Annotated in this window: 15 protein-coding genes; 2 read left to right on the top strand and 13 right to left on the bottom strand. The window is 67.0% G+C overall.

Annotated features, from left to right (window positions below; translation table 11 throughout):
* Positions 1 to 58: 58 nt before the first annotated feature.
* The 12 genes from MUH00_RS08760 to MUH00_RS08705 all read right to left on the bottom strand — a co-directional run bounded on the left by MUH00_RS08760 (position 59) and on the right by MUH00_RS08705 (position 12,868).
* Complete coding sequence (locus tag MUH00_RS08760) at positions 59 to 277, bottom strand: hypothetical protein (protein WP_247003712.1); 219 nt, start codon at positions 275 to 277, stop codon at positions 59 to 61.
* A 235-nt stretch (positions 278 to 512) separates the two neighbouring features.
* On the bottom strand, positions 513 to 1,772 hold the full coding sequence (gene thrC / locus MUH00_RS08755) for a threonine synthase (protein ID WP_247003710.1): 1,260 nt from the start codon (positions 1,770 to 1,772) through the stop codon (positions 513 to 515).
* A 406-nt stretch (positions 1,773 to 2,178) separates the two neighbouring features.
* Entirely contained in the window at positions 2,179 to 3,117 is a 939-nt protein-coding gene (gene argF / locus MUH00_RS08750; protein ID WP_247003708.1) for an ornithine carbamoyltransferase, read from the bottom strand.
* Complete coding sequence (locus tag MUH00_RS08745) at positions 3,117 to 4,226, bottom strand: [LysW]-lysine hydrolase (RefSeq protein WP_247003707.1); 1,110 nt, start codon at positions 4,224 to 4,226, stop codon at positions 3,117 to 3,119. Before MUH00_RS08745 ends, argF begins: the two co-directional genes overlap by 1 nt.
* Positions 4,223 to 5,377: an aspartate aminotransferase family protein gene (locus MUH00_RS08740; protein ID WP_247003706.1), complete on the bottom strand. Its 1,155-nt coding sequence runs from the start codon at positions 5,375 to 5,377 to the stop codon at positions 4,223 to 4,225. The genes MUH00_RS08745 and MUH00_RS08740 overlap by 4 nt, the downstream gene beginning before the upstream one ends.
* Entirely contained in the window at positions 5,374 to 6,231 is an 858-nt protein-coding gene (locus tag MUH00_RS08735) for an acetylglutamate/acetylaminoadipate kinase (protein WP_247003705.1), read from the bottom strand. Before MUH00_RS08735 ends, MUH00_RS08740 begins: the two co-directional genes overlap by 4 nt.
* Entirely contained in the window at positions 6,231 to 7,307 is a 1,077-nt protein-coding gene (gene argC, locus MUH00_RS08730) for an N-acetyl-gamma-glutamyl-phosphate reductase (RefSeq protein WP_247003704.1), read from the bottom strand. Before argC ends, MUH00_RS08735 begins: the two co-directional genes overlap by 1 nt.
* Positions 7,307 to 8,191: a lysine biosynthesis protein LysX gene (gene lysX / locus MUH00_RS08725; protein ID WP_247003703.1), complete on the bottom strand. Its 885-nt coding sequence runs from the start codon at positions 8,189 to 8,191 to the stop codon at positions 7,307 to 7,309. Before lysX ends, argC begins: the two co-directional genes overlap by 1 nt.
* Positions 8,188 to 8,352, bottom strand: a complete 165-nt coding sequence (lysW, locus tag MUH00_RS08720; protein ID WP_005554620.1) for a lysine biosynthesis protein LysW — start codon at positions 8,350 to 8,352, stop codon at positions 8,188 to 8,190. Before lysW ends, lysX begins: the two co-directional genes overlap by 4 nt.
* 256 nt (positions 8,353 to 8,608) lie before the next feature.
* Positions 8,609 to 10,165: an argininosuccinate lyase gene (gene argH / locus MUH00_RS08715; protein WP_247003702.1), complete on the bottom strand. Its 1,557-nt coding sequence runs from the start codon at positions 10,163 to 10,165 to the stop codon at positions 8,609 to 8,611.
* A 2-nt stretch (positions 10,166 to 10,167) separates the two neighbouring features.
* The gene (locus MUH00_RS08710) at positions 10,168 to 11,415 is read right to left on the bottom strand and encodes an argininosuccinate synthase (RefSeq protein WP_247003700.1); all 1,248 of its coding nucleotides are present in this window, start codon (positions 11,413 to 11,415) and stop codon (positions 10,168 to 10,170) included.
* 337 nt (positions 11,416 to 11,752) lie between these two features.
* A complete protein-coding gene (locus MUH00_RS08705; protein WP_247003699.1) occupies positions 11,753 to 12,868 on the bottom strand; it encodes a helix-turn-helix transcriptional regulator in 1,116 nt (371 codons plus the stop codon).
* A gap of 174 nt (positions 12,869 to 13,042) precedes the next feature.
* Between MUH00_RS08705 and MUH00_RS08700 the strand changes: the two genes are divergently transcribed.
* The gene (locus tag MUH00_RS08700; protein WP_247003930.1) at positions 13,043 to 13,543 is read left to right on the top strand and encodes a 2'-5' RNA ligase family protein; all 501 of its coding nucleotides are present in this window, start codon (positions 13,043 to 13,045) and stop codon (positions 13,541 to 13,543) included.
* A 120-nt stretch (positions 13,544 to 13,663) separates the two neighbouring features.
* On the opposite strand, the gene MUH00_RS08695 is transcribed toward MUH00_RS08700, so the two are convergent.
* Positions 13,664 to 15,814 carry an ATP-dependent DNA helicase gene (locus MUH00_RS08695; RefSeq protein WP_247003928.1) on the bottom strand — a complete coding sequence of 717 codons (2,151 nt, stop codon included), beginning with the start codon at positions 15,812 to 15,814 and terminating at the stop codon, positions 13,664 to 13,666.
* A gap of 720 nt (positions 15,815 to 16,534) precedes the next feature.
* On the opposite strand from MUH00_RS08695, the gene MUH00_RS08690 reads away from it, so the two are divergent.
* Positions 16,535 to 16,954 carry a hypothetical protein gene (locus tag MUH00_RS08690; protein ID WP_247003926.1) on the top strand — a complete coding sequence of 140 codons (420 nt, stop codon included), beginning with the start codon at positions 16,535 to 16,537 and terminating at the stop codon, positions 16,952 to 16,954.
* The last annotated feature ends 14 nt before the right edge of the window (positions 16,955 to 16,968 follow it).

Here is a 16,968-nt window from a genome sequence, read left to right as displayed (position 1 = left end):
TCGAGACGCTACGTTGCGCCCGATCGAACGGCCGCGATGGACCGCCTCGAGCGGCTACTCAGCGCAGCGTCGCGACGAGCCGTCGAACGATCGCGCGGCGTCCCTCGTCGGATCGGCGCTCGGAGGCGCGAGTCTCCGCGATCGACCGATCGCGATCGTCGAGGACGCGTTCGTACTGGTCGACGATCGCCTGTCGGCGGCGTTCGCTCGCCGCGAGTTCGCGTTCGAGCGCGGCGACCTGAGCACGCAAGCGGGTCTGTTCGATGTGGGACGCCATCGGAGACGGACGCTCGGCACTCGTCGCATCGATCGACGGCGTCGTGACGGGCGGGAAACCGCGGTCGGAACCGGTTCGAGTGGAGGTCGATTCACGAACGCCGGAGTCGGCGCGTCGCTGCTCGGCGGACATGAACGCATCAGCAACGTAGACGATCAAAAAAGTCAGTCAGTCGGATGTCAGACGCGTCAGACGGCGGTCGTGCGCGGAGCGGACGATCGCGATTTCGGCCCGATTAGTTCCGGAGATGCTCCAGGACTCCTTCGGTGTCGGCCGGCACCGGTTCGGGGTCGGCGCCCGCGGCGGCCGCGGCGTCGGGATCCTTGAGCAGGTGGCCCGTCGTCAGGCAGGCGACCCGTTCGTCGTCGTCGACGATCCCCGCGCCGCGGAGCTTTCGCAGACCGGCGACGGACGCGGCGGAGGCGGGTTCGACGCCGATCCCCTCGCCCGCCAGGTCGCGCTGGGCCTCGGTGATCTCCTCGTCCGAGACCGCGATCGCCGTTCCGCCCGTCTCTCGGATCCCGGGCAGCGCCTTCGGCGCGTTGACCGGGTTGCCGATCCGGATCGCCGTCGCGCGGGTCTCGACCTCGTCCCAGCGGCGGACCTCGTCGGCGCCGTTCTCGATCGCCTCGACCATCGGCGCGGCGCCCTCGGCCTGGATGCCCGTCAGCTTCGGCACCTCATCGGGGTCGAGTTCCCCCGCCTGGACGAGTTCGCGGAACGCCTTGTACAGCGCCGAGGTGTTGCCCGCGTTGCCGACCGGGAGGACGATCCGATCGGGGAACGCGCCGTAGTCGTGGCGGAACGCTTCGAGGATCTCCAGGCCGATCGTCTTCTGGCCCTCCAGCCGGAACGGGTTCAGCGAGTTCAGCAGATACGCCTCGCCGCGGGCGGCGAGCTCCTGGACGATGTCGAGACAGGCGTCGAAGTTGCCATCGACCTCGAGAATGCGGGCGCCGTGGAGGCTCGCCTGGGCGATCTTGCCCGCCGCGACCTTGCCCGCGGGTAGCAGGACGAGCGTCTCCATCCCGCCGCGGGAGCCGTAGGCCGCCAGCGCGGCGCTCGTGTTCCCAGTCGAGGCGCAGGCCAGCCGATCGACGCCGAGTTCCTTCGCGACGGCGACGCCGACGGTCATGCCGCGGTCCTTGAACGATCCGGTGGGGTTCATCCCTTCGTGTTTGATCCGCAGCGCGTCGACGCCGACGTCCGCTTCGAGACGGGGCACCTCATACAGCGGCGTCGCGCCCTCTTGGGTGGTGACGCCCTCCTCGAGCGGAAGTGCGTCGGCGTAGCGCCAGACCCCCTGGCCTTCGAAATCGTCGAACGTCGGTAGATCCGCGTACCGCACCTCGAACAGGCCGTCGCAGTCGTCGCAGGTGTAGCGGACGTCCTCGAACGGGGCGAACGTTGCGCCGCACTCGATGCACTCGAGCCAGACGCCGTCGACGGCGTCGGCCGGCTCGTCCGGCCGGGCAGCGGAGAGGCTGAGACTCATTGTCGGTCGAGAGGGAGAGCAGAGGCAAAAAGGACGTGGATTCGGGGGACTAGCGCCGACCCAATCGGCCGCTCGATCGGGGCCGACGCCCACCGAGCGATCGAATCGCGGAAAACGCGGCAGGGGGGCGCAGCCCCCGGTTACGAGCGATACCACTTCCCCGCACGCTCGCTCACGTCAGATACAGGGCGATCAGCGCCGCCGGCCCCAGTATCATGAGAAGCGCGGCGAGCAGCAGTCTGAACGGCATACCGCCGACTCGCCCTATACCGAACTCGTGTATAATTTTACAGGATCGTTCCGACTCGGTGAGTGGTTTCGATCGTTGATAAATATCGCATTGTCCGGGTAAACTACCTGTTTCTTCCGGTCGGACGCCGGTCCGCAGCGCGAAGGTGTCCGCGCTCTACCCGAGCAGCCAGCTCAACAGCGCCTTCTGGGCGTGCAACCGGTTTTCGGCCTGCTCGAAGACGATCGACCGATCGCTCTCGATGACAGCGTCGGTGATCTCCTCGCCGCGGTGAGCGGGCAGACAGTGCATGACCGCCGTCTCGGGGGCGTGCTCGAGGAGGTCCGAACAAACCTGGAAGCCTTCGAAGGCGTTCATCCGGACGTCGCGTTCGTCTTCCTGGCCCATGCTGATCCAGACGTCGGTGTAGATGACGTCCGCGTCCGCGGCGGCGTCGACGGGATCGTTCGTGATCGTCGGATCGCCGCCGAGTTCGCGGGCGCGGGCGAGCACGTCGTCGTCGATGCCGTACCCCTTGGGCGTCGCGACCGTCAGGTCGATGTCGGTCAGCGCGGCGCCGATCGCGAACGACTGCGCGACGTTGTTCCCGTCGCCGATCCAGGCGACCGAGACATCCTCGAAGCCGCCCTCGTGTTCGCGGATCGTCAGCAAGTCGGCGAGCGTCTGACAGGGGTGGGCGTCGTCCGTGAGGCCGTTGACCACCGGTACCGACGAGTACTCGGCGAACACCTCGATGTTCTCGTGTTTGAACACGCGGGCCATCACGGCGTCGACGTACCGCGAGAGGGTTCGCGACGTGTCCTTCAACGGTTCGCCGCGACCCAGCTGGATGTCGTCTTCGCCGAGGAAGACGGCGTGGCCGCCGAGCTGGGTCATCCCTGTCTCGAAGGAGACGCGGGTCCGCGTGCTTGGCTTCTGGAAGATCATGCCCAGCGTCCGTCCATCGAGGTCCTCGTGGGGCTCGCCCCGCTGCTGGGCGCGTTTATACTCCGCGGACCGATCGAGGACGGTCAGCAGTTCGTCCTCGGAGAGATCGTCGATCTCGAGGAAGTGACGGACGTCGGCGTCGCTTGCGGCGTCCCCGGTCGTCGCCATCAGTCGTCACCTCCGCGGAGCGCGGTCGCGACCCGTTCGAGGACCGCGACGGACTCGTCGAACTCGTCGAGCGAGAGGCGCTCGTCGGGGGCGTGATCGAGGTCGGAGTTTCCGGGGCCGTAGGTGACCATCGGGCAGTCCCAGGCGCCGGCGTAGAGGTTCATGTCGCTGGTGCCCGTCTTGCGAAGCAAGCGGGGCTCGCCGCCCCCCTTCCGGATCGCGGCGCGGAACGCGCGGGCGACCTCGGTCCGGGGGCTCTCCATCACCGGCGGGATCGGTTCGGCCCACGAGACGGTGCCGATCTCGAGTTCGGCCTCGGCGGTCTCGCGGACGATGTCGACGTCCAGCGACGGAGGCACCCGCAACTGGACCTTGAGCGTCGCCTCGACGGAGAGGCCGTCCTCGCTGATCCCGCCGTCGATGCCGACCGGCTTGGCAGTCACGCGCTCGAAGACAGGCTGGTACTCGTCGCTGTCGAAGGCGTTCTCGACGGCCGTCCACCACTCGGTCGCGTGCTGGATCGCGTTGGGTTCGGGCCGCGAGGTGTGGCCGGACTCGCTGGTCGCGACATACGTGCCCGCCAGGAAGCCGCGGTAGCCGAGAGTGATCCCCGTCGTGCCGCTGGGTTCGCCGTTGACGACGGCGTCGGGTTGGTCGCGATCGACGACCAGGTGGCGGGCGCCCCGCGAGTTCGTCTCCTCGCCGACGACGCCGACGAACGAGACGCCCGCGCGTACCGCTGCGACGGCCATCGCGGCAAGCGGCCCGGTGGCGTCGACGCTGCCGCGTCCCCAGAGGACGTCCTCACCTTCTTTCTCGGCCACCTTGGTCTCGACATCGTCTTCGTCGGCCGATCGAACCTCGACCGGAATCTCGCCGGGAACGGTGTCGACGTGCGAGGTCAGCAGGACCGCGTCGTCGGCCGGCGCGCGGACGTTACCGACCTCGTCGATCCAGGCCTCCCGACCGTTCGCCGAGAAGAACTCGACGAGGCGCTCGGCGGCCGCGCGCTCCTCGCCGGAGGGCGAGGGGATCGAGACGAGGTCGATCAGCAGGTTGCGCGCGTCTTCGATCGAGACGTCGATCGTGTCGTCCATCGTCGCGTTCATGAGTGGGCCTGGGCTTCGGGTGCGATGATTGCGGTCAGCGCATCGACGAGGCGATCCGCCTCCTCCTCCCCGATCACGAGCGGCGGCAGCAGGCGGAGGACGGTCCGACCGGCAGGGAGCGCCAGTATCCCGTGCTCGAGCGCCAGATCGCGGGCGACGCGGTTCGCCCCGCGTTTCAACTCGACGCCGACGAGCAGGCCCGCGCCGCGGACTTCGCGCACGTCGTCGCCAAGTGCCGCCTCGAGTTCGTCTACGAGGTAGTCGCCGATTTCGGCAGCGTGGGCGGGCCACTCCTCTTCGACCAGCGTCGTGATCGTCGCGTGGACCGCCGCGGAGACGACGGGGCCGCCGCTGAACGTGGCGTTGTGCGAGGCCGCGCCGTCGGCGATCCAGTCGCGAACCGCGACCGCGCCGACGGGCAGGCCGTTGCCCAGCCCCTTCGCCGTCGTGAGCACGTCGGGCGTGACGCCCGCGTTCTGGCAGGCCCACATCTGGCCCGTCCGGCCCATCCCGGTCTGGACCTCGTCGAAGACGAGGGCTGTGCCGGCCTCCGCGGTGAGTTCGCGGGCCGTCTCGAGGTAGCCCGCAGGCGGGACGTTGATCCCGCCCTCGCCCTGGATCGGCTCCAAGATTACGGCCGCGGTCTCGTCGTCCACGGCCCCAGCGAGTTCCTCGTCGTCGCCGTAGGGGACGAACTCCACGTCGCCGGCCAGGGGCTCGTAGGGCTTCTTGTACTTGTCCTTCCAGGTCGCCGCGAGCGACCCCATCGTCCGGCCGTGGAACGAGCGGGTCGCGGCGACGATCTTCGACTCGCCGGTCGCCGATCGGGCGAACTTCAGCGCGGCCTCGTTGGCCTCGGTCCCGGAGTTGCAGAACCAGGCCTGGTCCAACCCGTCGGGCGCGGCCGCGACGAGCGAGGCGTACGCGTCCTGGCGCGCCTGAACGGGATAGGAGGAGTCGACGAACGTCAGCTCACCGACCTGCTCCTGTACCGCCTCGACGACGGCGGGGTGGCTGTGGCCGAGCGGCGTGCACGCGTAGCTCGCACCGGCGTCCAGGTACTCCGTCCCGTCTGCGGTATAGAGGTACGGCCCCTCGCCGCGCCCGATGCCGATTGGCTTGCTTCCGGAGACGAAGTCGTGGTCGCTCACTGCGCCACCTCCTCGCCCTTCTCAGCGATCGCGTCGGGTTCGAGGGTCGTCCCTTCACCCGTCAGCGCGGCCGAAATCGGCTCGTCGGCGTTCGCCGTCGCGACGATGACCGACGACGCGCCGCCTTCCAGGGCTTCCTCGGCGGCCATGACCTTCTTGGTCATGAAGCCCTCCGCGGCCGCTTTGACGGCCGCGAACTCTTCTGGCGTCGCGGCCGAGTCGATCTTCGTCGACTCGTCGTCGGGATCCTCGTAGATGCCCGAGACGTCGGTGAGGACGACCAGGTCCGCTTCGAGAGCGCCGGCGATCGCCGCCGCCGCGCGATCGGCGTCGGCGTTAACGGCCGTGTAGCCGCCGGCTTTCTCTTTTCCGAGAACCGGCACGGAGACGACGGGCGTGTAACCGCCCGCGAGCACCGTTTCGAGCAAATCGGCGTTGACCGACTCGATCGTCCCGGAGTGGTCGCCGCGCTTGATCTTCTTCTTGTCGTCCTCCTTCACGCGGACGGCGGACTTGCGCTTGCCCTCGAGCAGCTTGCCGTCCGTGCCCGAGAGACCGACCGCGTTCACGCCTTCGTTCTGCAGGCTCTCCACGAGATCCGTGTTGAGCTTGCCCGGCATGACCATCTTGAAGACGTCCATCGTCTCCTCGTCCGTAAAGCGGCCGACGACGCCGCCGGGCGTCTCGACGTAGGTGGGCTCCTGTCCGAGCGCTTCGAGCGTCTCGTCGACGGCGGTCGACCCGCCGTGGGTGAGAACGATGTCCTCGCCCTTTTCGACCAGCGAGGCGACGTCCGCGAGCGCGCCTTCGGGATCGACGGCGCGGGCGCCGCCGATTTTGACCACTACCGTCATTAGGGCGCCCCCACGGGGTGTAACCCCGCAAACTCGAGTCCGGCGGTTTCCTCCAGTCCGAGCGCGACGTTGGCCGCGTGGATCGCCTGTCCCGCCGACCCCTTCATCATGTTGTCGATCGCCGAGAAGACGACGACGCGCTTGTTCTGCGGGTCGAGTTCGAAGCCGACCTCGGCGTAGTTCGTCCCGGCGACGGCCTTCGGTTCGGGGTAGCGGTAGACGCCGGAGCCGCCTGCGGCCATCCGGACGAAGGGTTCGTCCTCGTAGCAGCCGCGGTAGGCCTTCCAGAGGTCGCCCTTCGAGACCGGCCCGGACGGGAAGACGTGGCTCGTCGCGCTGGCGCCGCGGATCATGTCCACGGCGTGGCAGGTGAACGCGACCGAGGTACCGAGGAACTGCTCGATTTCGGCCTCGTGGCGGTGGCCGGTCGGCGCGTAGGGACGGACGACGCCCGATCGCTCGGGGTGGCTCGACGCCTCGCCGCCGCCGGCGCCACCCTCGGAGGAGCCGACTTTGACGTCGACGACGATCTGCTCCCCGCCGTCGAGGACGTCGTGCTCGAAGAGCGGGTACAGCCCCAGAATGGTGGCGGTGGCGTTACAGCCGCCGCCGGCGATCAGTTCGGCGCCTTCGAGGTTCTCGCGATTGATTTCGGGAAGCGCGTACTCCGCCTTCTCGAGGTACTCGGGTGCCTCGTGGCCGTCGTACCACTCGTCGTACTGCTCCTCGGTGTCGAGGCGGAAGTCCGCCGAGAGGTCGACGACGGTGTCTGCGATCTCGAAGAAGTCATCGATCTGGCCCATGGAGACGCCGTGTGGCGTCGCCGCGAACAGGACGTCGACGCTCTCGAGATCCTCGGGTTCCGTAAAGCGCAGGTCCGCCCCGCGCAGCGGCGGGTGGACGGAGCCGACGCTCTTGCCCGCCTTCGATCGGCTGGTGACCTCGGCGATCTCGACGTTCGGGTGGCCCGCGAGCAGGCGGAGCAGTTCGCCGCCCGTGAAACCGGAGCCACCGATGACGGTCGCGGTGACCGTCGCTGCGTTCTCGTCGGCGCTGACGTCGGTGCCGACGGCCATCAGGCGGTCACCTCGAGTTCGGTTTCGGTCGCGTCAGCGGCCTTCTGTTCGAGCCAGTCGACGACGGTGCCGGCGATGTCGGTGTCGACGGCGCCGTCTAACGCCTTGAACTCGACCGTGTGGTTGACCTCGTGGACGGTGTATCCGTCTTCGGTTTCCATGAGGTCGATGCCGAGTAGCCCGCCGCCGACGGCGTCGCTGGCCTTCTCGACGAGCTCTTTCGCCTCCGCGTCGGGCTCGAAGACGTCCGTCTCGGCACCCTTCGCGGCGTTGGTGATCCAGTGGTCCGACGAGCGGACCATGCCGGCGATCGGCTCGCCGTCGGTGGCCAGCACGCGGATGTCGCGACCGGGCTTCTCGACGAACTCTTGGATGTAGAACACCTTGTGCTCGTAGTGGCCCAGCGTCGCCTTGTGCTCTAAGATCGCCTCGGCGGCGTCGGGAGAGTCGATCTTGGCCATCAGACGACCCCACGACCCGACGACGGGTTTGAGGACGCACGGGTAGCCAAAGTCCTCGATAGCCTCCATCGCGGTCTCCTTGGTGAAGGCGACCTTCGTCGCGGGCGTGGGCACGCCCGCTTGATCCAGTGCAAGGCTGTTTTTCACCTTGTCCGCGCAGATGTCGGCTGTCTCGTGGCTGTTGATCACGGGGACCCCGTACGCCTCGAAGAACTGCGTGGCGTACAGGCTCCGGCTCGTGGCGAGACAGCGATCGACGACGATGTCGAGGTCGGTGAACGTCTCGGGGACGTCGCTGATGTCGAAGGTCTGCTTGCGGACGTCGATCTTCTCGACCTCGTGGTCGCGATCGCGAAGCTCGTTCAGCAGGAGCTTCTCGTCCTTGCGGATCCGGGAATAGAGTATTCCTACGCGCAAGATCACTCACCCCAGTCCTCTTCGAGCTCCGGGGCTCGCTCGAGGACTGGTGGCTCGGTGTCGACGACTTCCAGCTCGGCACCGCAGGTCGTACAGTCAACGATCTCTCCAACTTCCAGATCGTCGTGCAGGGACACTTCGGCCCCACACTCGACGCATTCGGTCATTGTACTCGCAACTGGGAGCCGGTATCCCTTAAACCCTTCGAACTTAACAACAAGATTACAGTATGGACACTACCCGCTAACGGTTTGAAAAGGCGATTTTCCGGCAAATTTTCGTTTCACATATCATGTGATAGGTAATACGTCCCCGGGAGGGGACGGCGGCGGGAGTGGAACTCCCGCTCGCCCGCAGATCCCGCGATCGGAATCTGCGAACGGCGAGGGTGGCCGAATCGGAATTGTTGGTCGAAACGCGACCTCAAACATACTCGTTCACCTCCTCGCGAAGCGCCGCGTGTGCGGCCTCGATCGCCTCGCTCGTTTCGTCGAGCGTCGCCTCGTGGCTCGCGAGCGCGTCGCGCGCGTCATCGAGTTGGTCCGCGACGACCTCGGGGGCGGGACCGCCCCGCGAGTCGCGAGTCGCCACGCTCTCTGCGGGATCGAGGGCTGCCGCCACGGCCTCGGGATCGACGAACGAGTCGATCGGTTCGCCGAGGACCTCCGCCGCAGCGGCGTCGATCGCATCGTAGTCCGCGCCGTTCTCCGCCGCGATCGCGACCACTTCGTGCGCCGTCCGGAACGGCAACCCGTTCGCCGCCAGCAGGTCGGCGACGCCGGTCGCCGTCGAGAAGCCCGCGCCGGCCTCCGCCGCGAGGGCGTCCTCGTTCCAGTCGGCCGTTGCGATCGCGCCGGCCGCGACCTCGCTCGCCTCGATCACCGCGTCGACGGTCTCCCAGGCGTGGGTCGTCGCCCGCTGGAGATCGCGGTTGTACGCGCGGGGGAGACCCTTGAGCGTCGTCGTCAGCCCTTGGACCCCGCCCGCTGCGTCGCCCGCGACCGCGCGGACGAGCTCCAACGTGTCGGGGTTTTTCTTCTGGGGCATGATCGACGACGTCGACGAGTAGTCGTCCGAGAGGGAAACGAAGGCGCGGTTCGCGAAGACGATGAGGTCCTCCGCGATTCCCGACAGCGTCGTCGCGTGGGTCGACAGCGCCTGCACCGTCTCGAGCAGGAAGTCCCGGCTCGAGGAGGCGTCCATCGAGTTCTCGATCACAACGGCGGAGCGCTGCTCCGCCGAGGTCCCCCTCGTGCCGCTCGCGGGACCGCCGTCGAAGCCGAGCAGTTCGGCCGTACGCTCGCGATCGATCTCGAACGTCGTCCCGGCGAACGCGGCCCCGCCGAGGGGTGATTCGTTGATCCGGCCGTACGCCTCGAACAGGCGTTCGGTGTCGCGACGAACCGCGCCTTCGTAGGAGAGCGCCCAGTGCGCGACGGTAGTCGGCTGGGCGGGCTGGAGGTGCGTGTAGCCGGGCATGATCGTCTCCCGGTGTGCGTCGGCGACCGCTGCCAGCGCCTCGCGCAGCGCGATCGTCGTCTCGATCGCGTCGAGAACGTCCTCGCGCACGCGATACCGGATGCAGGCCGCGACCTCGTCGTTGCGCGAGCGCGCGGTGTGCATCTTCCCGCCCGCCTCGCCGATCCGCTCGATGACGGCCGTCTCGATCGCCTCGTGGACGTCCTCGCCGTCGGGCAGCGAGGCGTGGCCGTCGACCTCGATCGCATCCAGCGCGGTGAGGATCCGGCCCGCAACGTCGTCCTCGACGATTCCCTGCTCGGCGAGCATGATCACGTGGGCGCGATCGACCTCGAGATCGGCCTCGAAGATTCGTTCGTCGGCCACGAGCGAGGAGAGGAAGCTCCGGGCGGGGCCGCCGCTGAAGCGGTCCCGTCGGACGACGCCCTGATCGCTGCCGCCGTCCGTTCGGACGATCCGATCGCGAGCGGATTCGCCGTCGTGAGCGCTCTCCTCGGTCATGGTTACTCGTCCTCGGCGTCGGTTTCGCTCCCGCCGTCGGGAGCGAGTTCGACTTCCTCCTCGGCGGCCGCGTTCGCGGCGATCGCTTCGTTCGCGAGGCGGCGCTGGAAGCCGTGGTACTTCGCGACCCCGGTGGCGTCCTCCTGCGTGATCTTGCCGACCGTCTCGGTGTCGAAGGAGGCGTGCTCGGCCGAGTAGGCGGCGTACTCGCTGTCGCGAGCGACGACGCGGGCCTGTCCGCCCTCGAAGCGAATCGTCACCGTGCCGGTGACGCGCTGCTGGGTTTCCTCGATAAAGCCTTCGAGCGCGTCCACGAGCGGCGCGTCTATCAGCCCCTCGTAGCCCTTCTTCGACCACTTCTGATCGATCAGCTGCTTGAACTCGCGTTCTTCCTGTGTAAGGACGAGCCCCTCGAGCCCCTCGTGGGCGTTGAGCAGCGTCGTCGCGGCCGGGTGCTCGTAGTTCTCGCGAACTTTCAGTCCGAGCATGCGGTCTTCCATCGAGTCGGTGCGTCCGACGCCGTACGCCCCGGCCACGCCGTTCAAGTGCTCGACGAGTTCGACGGGCTCGTACTCGACGCCGTCGACGGCGACGGGGTAGCCCTCCTCGAATTCGATCTCGATCTCCTGGGTCTCCCCGGTGGGCGCCTGTGTCCACGCGTAGATGTCCTCCGGCGGGACGTAGCTCGGGTCCTCGAGTTCGTCGCCCTCGACCGAGCGGCTCCAGAGGTTGGTGTCGATCGACCAGTCGCCGCCGCTGCCGCCCTCGACGGGGAGGTCCCGTTCGGCGGCGTACTCCTGTTCCCACTCGCGCGTGAGCCCGAGTTCGCGCACGGGCGCGATCACTTCGAGATCCGAATCGCGCCAAATCGCCTCGAACCGCAACTGGTCGTTCCCCTTGCCGGTACAGCCGTGGGCGATACCGGTACAGCCCTCTTCCTCGGCCACCTCGAGGATGGCCGTCGCGATCACGGGGCGGGCGAGCGCCGTCCCGAGGGGATAGCCCTGGTAGGTCGCGTTCGCGCGGACGCTCTCGAGACAGAGCTGCGCGAATTCCGCTCGCGCGTCGACGACGTAGTGTTCGAGGCCGAGTGCCTCGGCGGTTTCTTCGGCCTCTTCGAACTCGGAGGCCGGCTGTCCGACGTCGACCGTGACGCCGATGACGTCGTCGTATCCGTATTCCTCCTCGAGCAGCGGAACACAGACGGTCGTGTCCAGCCCGCCCGAGAACGCGAGTGCAACGCGTGTCATGTCGTACTCGAGTGAAACGGCAGGATGGACTTAAATTCATTGGTTTTATTCGAGTAAATTAAGTTTAGAGCGTACGCTAACCGGAAAATTGGGCAATTGCTGGAACGTTGGGAACGAACCGGAGACGTGGGGGGGTAGTATAGTACGGGCTCAGAGGCCCGGTCGCGGTCGTCGCGGTCGCGGAGAAACAGCTCCGTCGGTACCGAGACCGGCAACGGCGGGTCCGACGGAGAGACTCATTGGTACAGGTAACACAGCCCGAGCTATTAAACGCTATCGGGACGGCAAATGTTACAGCCGCCGTCGACGGGACGGCGCGCGAAGAGGGATCGTCCGATCAGTCCTCGTCTTCCTCGTCGTCGGGCAAGGAGAGCACGTTCTCGCGACCGATCCGGAAGACGTCGATCTGGTCGTCCTCGCGGAGCCTGCTGACCACCTGGCTCGTCTTGGCTTCGGTCCAGTCCAACTCCGAGACGACTTCCTGTTGCTTGATCCGGCCGCCGCGCCGGTTGAGCAACCGCAGGACGCGCTCTTCGTTGCTCAGCAGTTCCGGCGGCGGACCGTTCGAACCGCCGGCGGCGACGCTCGGGTCGTCGATCGGTTCGGAGTCGACGCCGGCGTGCCCGCCGGTTCGCCCCCGTTCGCCCCCGATCCACCAGCCCGCGGCGCCGACCGCCGCGAGCAACAGGAGGGCGGCCGCGACCGCGAGCCAGGGCATGGGCGGACCCCCGTCGGTGTCGGCAGCCTCCCCGTCGCTCGCGTTCTCGATCAGGATGAGCCGGGGTTGCTCGTTGGTGAACTCGGTCTCCTCGCCGTTCCAGAAGACCGATCGATCGTCCCGACTGTCCGGCGAGGGGTCGACGCCGTCGTAGGTCTCGTAGCCCTCGGGCCAGCGAAACTGCAGCGTGGTCCCGTCGGAGAGCGTGAATCCGGAGAGCGAATCGCCCGCCTCGATCCGGTTCAGTTCGACGTGGGCAAACGAGTTCCACGTGAAGGTGAACGTGACGTGGCCGAACGTCCGCGGTGCGGTGCTCTTGTCCGTTCTGACGGAGACGTTCATGAGTTCCATCTCGCGCTCCGTCCGATTTTCGGCCTCGACGAGTTCGGTTTGCCAGTCGTCCGCGTGCGCATCGGTGTACGCGTCGGAATTCGACTCGACGTCCTCCCGAAGCGTCTCCCATTCCACGTTGGACTCGTTGCCGTCGTCACCGTTGATCGCATATCGATGGTCGACGGTGAACGTCGCCGATCCGTTCTCGTGGATGACGACGTTGACATGGATCTCGTCAGCCTCCTCTAACCACGCGCTCTCGTTCCGCTCTTCCTGAACCGCGGCGGCGTCGATCCCGGTAGCACTCCCGCCGGCATCGGCAGCCACACCGAACGGAACGAACGCGATCGAGCCAACCACCACGAGCAGGCAAACCAGGGCCCGGAGCCCCCTCACGTCCATTAGTTAACGATGACAGAGCCGCCTAAATAGGTCTTTCCGACCGCGGTAGCGGTGTGTTTTTCAACTGTCACGTCAACGCGAGCGGGTGAACGATTCGCGCGGCGCCCGCTGGCTGCCGGGCTGACCGTGAGCGAACGCCAGACTCATACGTCGACCGACCGAACTGAGACCGAAGTGTACAGCGTCAACGTCCCCGTACCGGGGCGCGTCCGCGAACTCGCGGACGCCCTCTACCCCGAACTGCTCGGGTTCGATCGCGTTCGCGAGGACCACTCGTGTTTGCTCAAGCGCCTCGGCGACGCCGATCACGTCTCCCGGCTCCAGCACCGCGCCCACCGGGCGCTCGAGGGATCTCCCGCGGTCGAAGCCGAGATCACGGGCATCGACTACTTCGACGATCCGCCGCTGGGATCGGCCCCCGTCGTCTACCTCGCCGTCGAGAGTCCGGGCCTCGAGCGGATTCACGCGAATCTCGCCGAGACGTTCGACGCGGTCGACGGTCTCGAAGGCAGCGACTACGTCCCCCACGTCACGCTGGCTCGCGGCGGCGACAGCGAGGTCGCGAGACGGCTCGCCGATCGGGAGATCGAGCCGATCCGGTGGACGGTCTCCGAACTCGAGTTCTGGGACGGCACCTACCGGCTGCCGGTCAGCCGCGTGGGCCTTCCCGCCTGATCGCCGGCCAATTCCGTCCGCGACCGTCCGGTCGCAGTACCGTGACGACGAGGGTGCGCCTCGTGACCGATCGGCCTTTTCGCGACCCTGATCGAGGGGCAAAATCGGCGACGGGACCGGTCACGGAGCCGGCGGATCGCCGTCGTACGCGCCGTGATCGGCGTAGAAATTCAGCATCGCGAACTTCAGCTTCTCGGGCTGGATGTCGAGCAGCTCCTCGCGGTCCTCGTGGGGGAAGGTGCCGTTGACGCTGTACTTGCCGAGATCCGACTTCTCCCGCCGTGAGTAGCGGCGATCGAGCAGCGCGCGAACGCCGACGTCCTCGGGCGATCGGATCACCCGCCCGAGCGCCTGACGAGTCTTCCGAACCGTCGGGATCTCGACGGCGTAGCGCCACCCCGTCTCGGTGCCCTCGAAGGCCGCGTCGTAGGCCTCCTGAACCGCTTCGGCGCGATCGTCGAGGTGCGGATAGGGGACGCCGACCACGAGGACGGTCCGAGCGTCGGCGCCGTCGAAGCTCACGCCCTCCGCGAGCGTCCCCCACAGCGACGTACAGAGCACGGCGTCGTCGTCTGCAACGAACTCCCGGCGGAGGTCCTCGACAGCGACGCCGGGTTCGTCGAGGTAAACCGGGTTCTCGCAGCGGGATTCGAGCCGCTCGGCGTACCGACTCGCCTCACCGTAGTTCGGAAAGAACGCGAGCGTGTTCCCGGGCGTCATGCGGACGGCGTCGTGAATCGTCTCGGCGACCCGTTCCTGGACCTCGGGATCGTCGCGATCGGACGAGAACAGCGGCGGCGTCTCGACGGCGTACGTGCGCCGGTTCGAGTCGGGGAACTGGAGGCCGTACGCCATCGTCACAGGGTTCTCGAGGCCCAGCACGTCCTCGGTGACGTCGAACGGCTGGAGCGTGGCGCTCATCAGGACGGTCGCGTACACCTCGTCGAACAGGCGGCCGGTCACCTGCCGTGGGAGGCAGGTGTACAGTTCCGCGCGGCCGTAGACCTCGTCGGTCCCGGCGTCGCGCGTGACGGAGACGACCGGGTAGAGTCCCTCTTTCGCGCCCTCGTTTAGCCACGCGCTGACGAACGCCGCAGCCTGCAGCGTCTGGCACTCCGTCCGCGTTGCCGTCTCGCCCTCGCGGTAGGCCTCCTCGTACTGCTCGTCGAGTTCCTGGCCGAGTTTCGTCGCCGCCTCGAGGTCACCTTCGATCCCTTGCCCCGAGTACTGCTGGAGGAAGGCGAGCGTGAGGTCGTCCCGCCGGTCCTCGTTGGCGATCGGGACGTCCTCCCAGTTCTCGCCGATCCGTTCGCGCCCGCCGAAGCCGAACGAGTCCTCGTAGGTCTCGACCAGCGCGCGGTGAAACGCCGAGAGGACGTTCACCGCGTCTTCGGCCCGAGGATCGTCCGTCTCGGCGAGTTCGTCCAGCGCGGAGTCGAACGTGCGCTCCGAGCACGTGCGGGTGGCGTGTTCGCGGGCCGCGTCTTCGACGTTGTGCGCCTCGTCGAAGACGGCGATCACGTCCTCGGGATCGCGGCCGAGCCACCGGAAGAACTGCTCGCGGATCATCGAATCGAGCAGGTGATGGTAGTTACAGACGACCAGGTCGACGCCCTCGATCCCCTCTTTTAAGAGTTCGTACCCGCAGAACTGCTGTTGTTCGGCGTAGTCGTAGATCTCCTCGGGCGTGCGGACGTCATCGAAGAGCCAGCCGAAGAAGTCGTCCGTCTCCGCCGTCAGGTTGTTGCGGTAGTACTCGCAGACGTTCTGGTCCGCCAGGTCGTCGAGTCGGTCCTCGATCGACTCGAGTTCGTCCATCACCGCCGATCGGGCGTCGGCCGCGCCGCCGTCGCCCTCCTGGCTCTCCGCGAGCAGTTCCCGCTGGCGGCGTTCGAGTTGCTGCTTATCGCGTTCGGCGTCGACGAGCGCCCGGGTGTTGTCCCGCAGCGCCTGACACTCCTCGTAGCCGACGTCGATGTGACACATCGACGATTTTCCCTTGAACACGACCGCCCGAATCGGCTCTTCGCGGGTGATCGCGCGGGCTTCGGCGACGAACTGGCGCATCTGCTGGTGGACGTTGGTCGTGATGACGACCGTCTTCCCCTGTTCGCGGGCGACTTCGAGGGCGGGAACGAGCGACGAGAGAGTCTTGCCGGTCCCGCAGGCCCCCTCGAAGAGGACGTCCTGTCCCCGGTAGAGGGAGTTGTAGATGCGGTCCATCGCCTCGCGCTGATTCTCGTACGGCTGGTCGTACGGGAAAAAGCGCATGTACCCGGCTGTCTCGGACACGATACGTGATTGGTTCCTGCTCCGATAAAAGCATTCGTCTCGATTCAGCGCTTCTTGATGCGGACTCGATCGTCGACTCCAATCGACCAGATGGAGTCGATCGTGTTCGGATCAGACGAAGACATCTGCGATCCGGATGAGATCACAACGAAAGCCCCTGGCAGCATCCGGTCGAGGGACTTGCTGTGCGTGGTTCGAGAGACCTGTGGTCTCTCGTCATCAAGCGAAACCTTCGGTTTCGCGGACATCGCGAATCTCCGATTCGCTCAGTCACGAAAGGCGCGCAGCGCCTTTCGAACGACCTCACTCCGTTCGGTGCTGGCCAAGCGAGAGTCTACGGCTCTCGCAGTCCTTTGCGCGCGGAGCGAGCAAAGACGGCGCCCGTCTTCCCGGATGCTGCCAGCCCCGTTCAGTCCCACCCGCGGTGGCCTGCCGATCAGCCGACACGGGTGGGGCTGAACGGGGCCAGTGCGATCGGGGAAGGCGGACGGCGTTAGCACCGAGTCGAACGAAGTGAGGCGAGGCGCGCAACGAGTCCCCCGACTCGATCGCAGCAGGGGTTTTCGTGGTGTTTCCAACCGCTACGAATTATTCAGCGTGGTAGTCGAACAGAGACGAAATGCCAATTGACCACAGTTCTCACAGCCGGCGTACGCGGGGTACAGGGACATAACGAACCGGCACTTCGCCCCGAATATGGTGGCCATTCCAGGGTACGATTCCGATACGGTCGCGGAGGACACATTGCCACAGGGAGGCGCCAGCATCGCCGTCGTCGCCGGCGTCGTTCCCGACGAGTTCGGCCTGTCGAAGAGCGCGATCGAGGGGCCGATCGACGCGCTCGCGAACCCCGTCGACATCCGCGGGCTGGACGGACTGAAGGCGATCGAAGCGGTCCGGATCACGCTCGGCTACGATCCGTCGAAACTGCCGCCGGGGGCGAGTCCGACGGACGTCGCCGTCGCCGTCGACACCGATTCGGGCTGGAAACCGCTCGAGTCGACGGTCGACCTGGAGGAGACGACCGTGACGGCGGTGCTGAACGATCGGCCGCCGGGGCCGACGATCGTGGCGGGGTACGTCGACAAGGACGTCGAACGTCCCGGCGCGATCGAATAGCGCCGGTCGTCGAA

The sequence above is a fragment of the Halosolutus gelatinilyticus genome, assembly GCF_023028105.1.
GTDB classification, from domain to species: Archaea; Halobacteriota; Halobacteria; order Halobacteriales; family Natrialbaceae; genus Halosolutus; species Halosolutus gelatinilyticus.
Note: the sequence above shows the minus strand (reverse complement) of the source record. Positions and strands in the feature narration are given on the sequence as shown.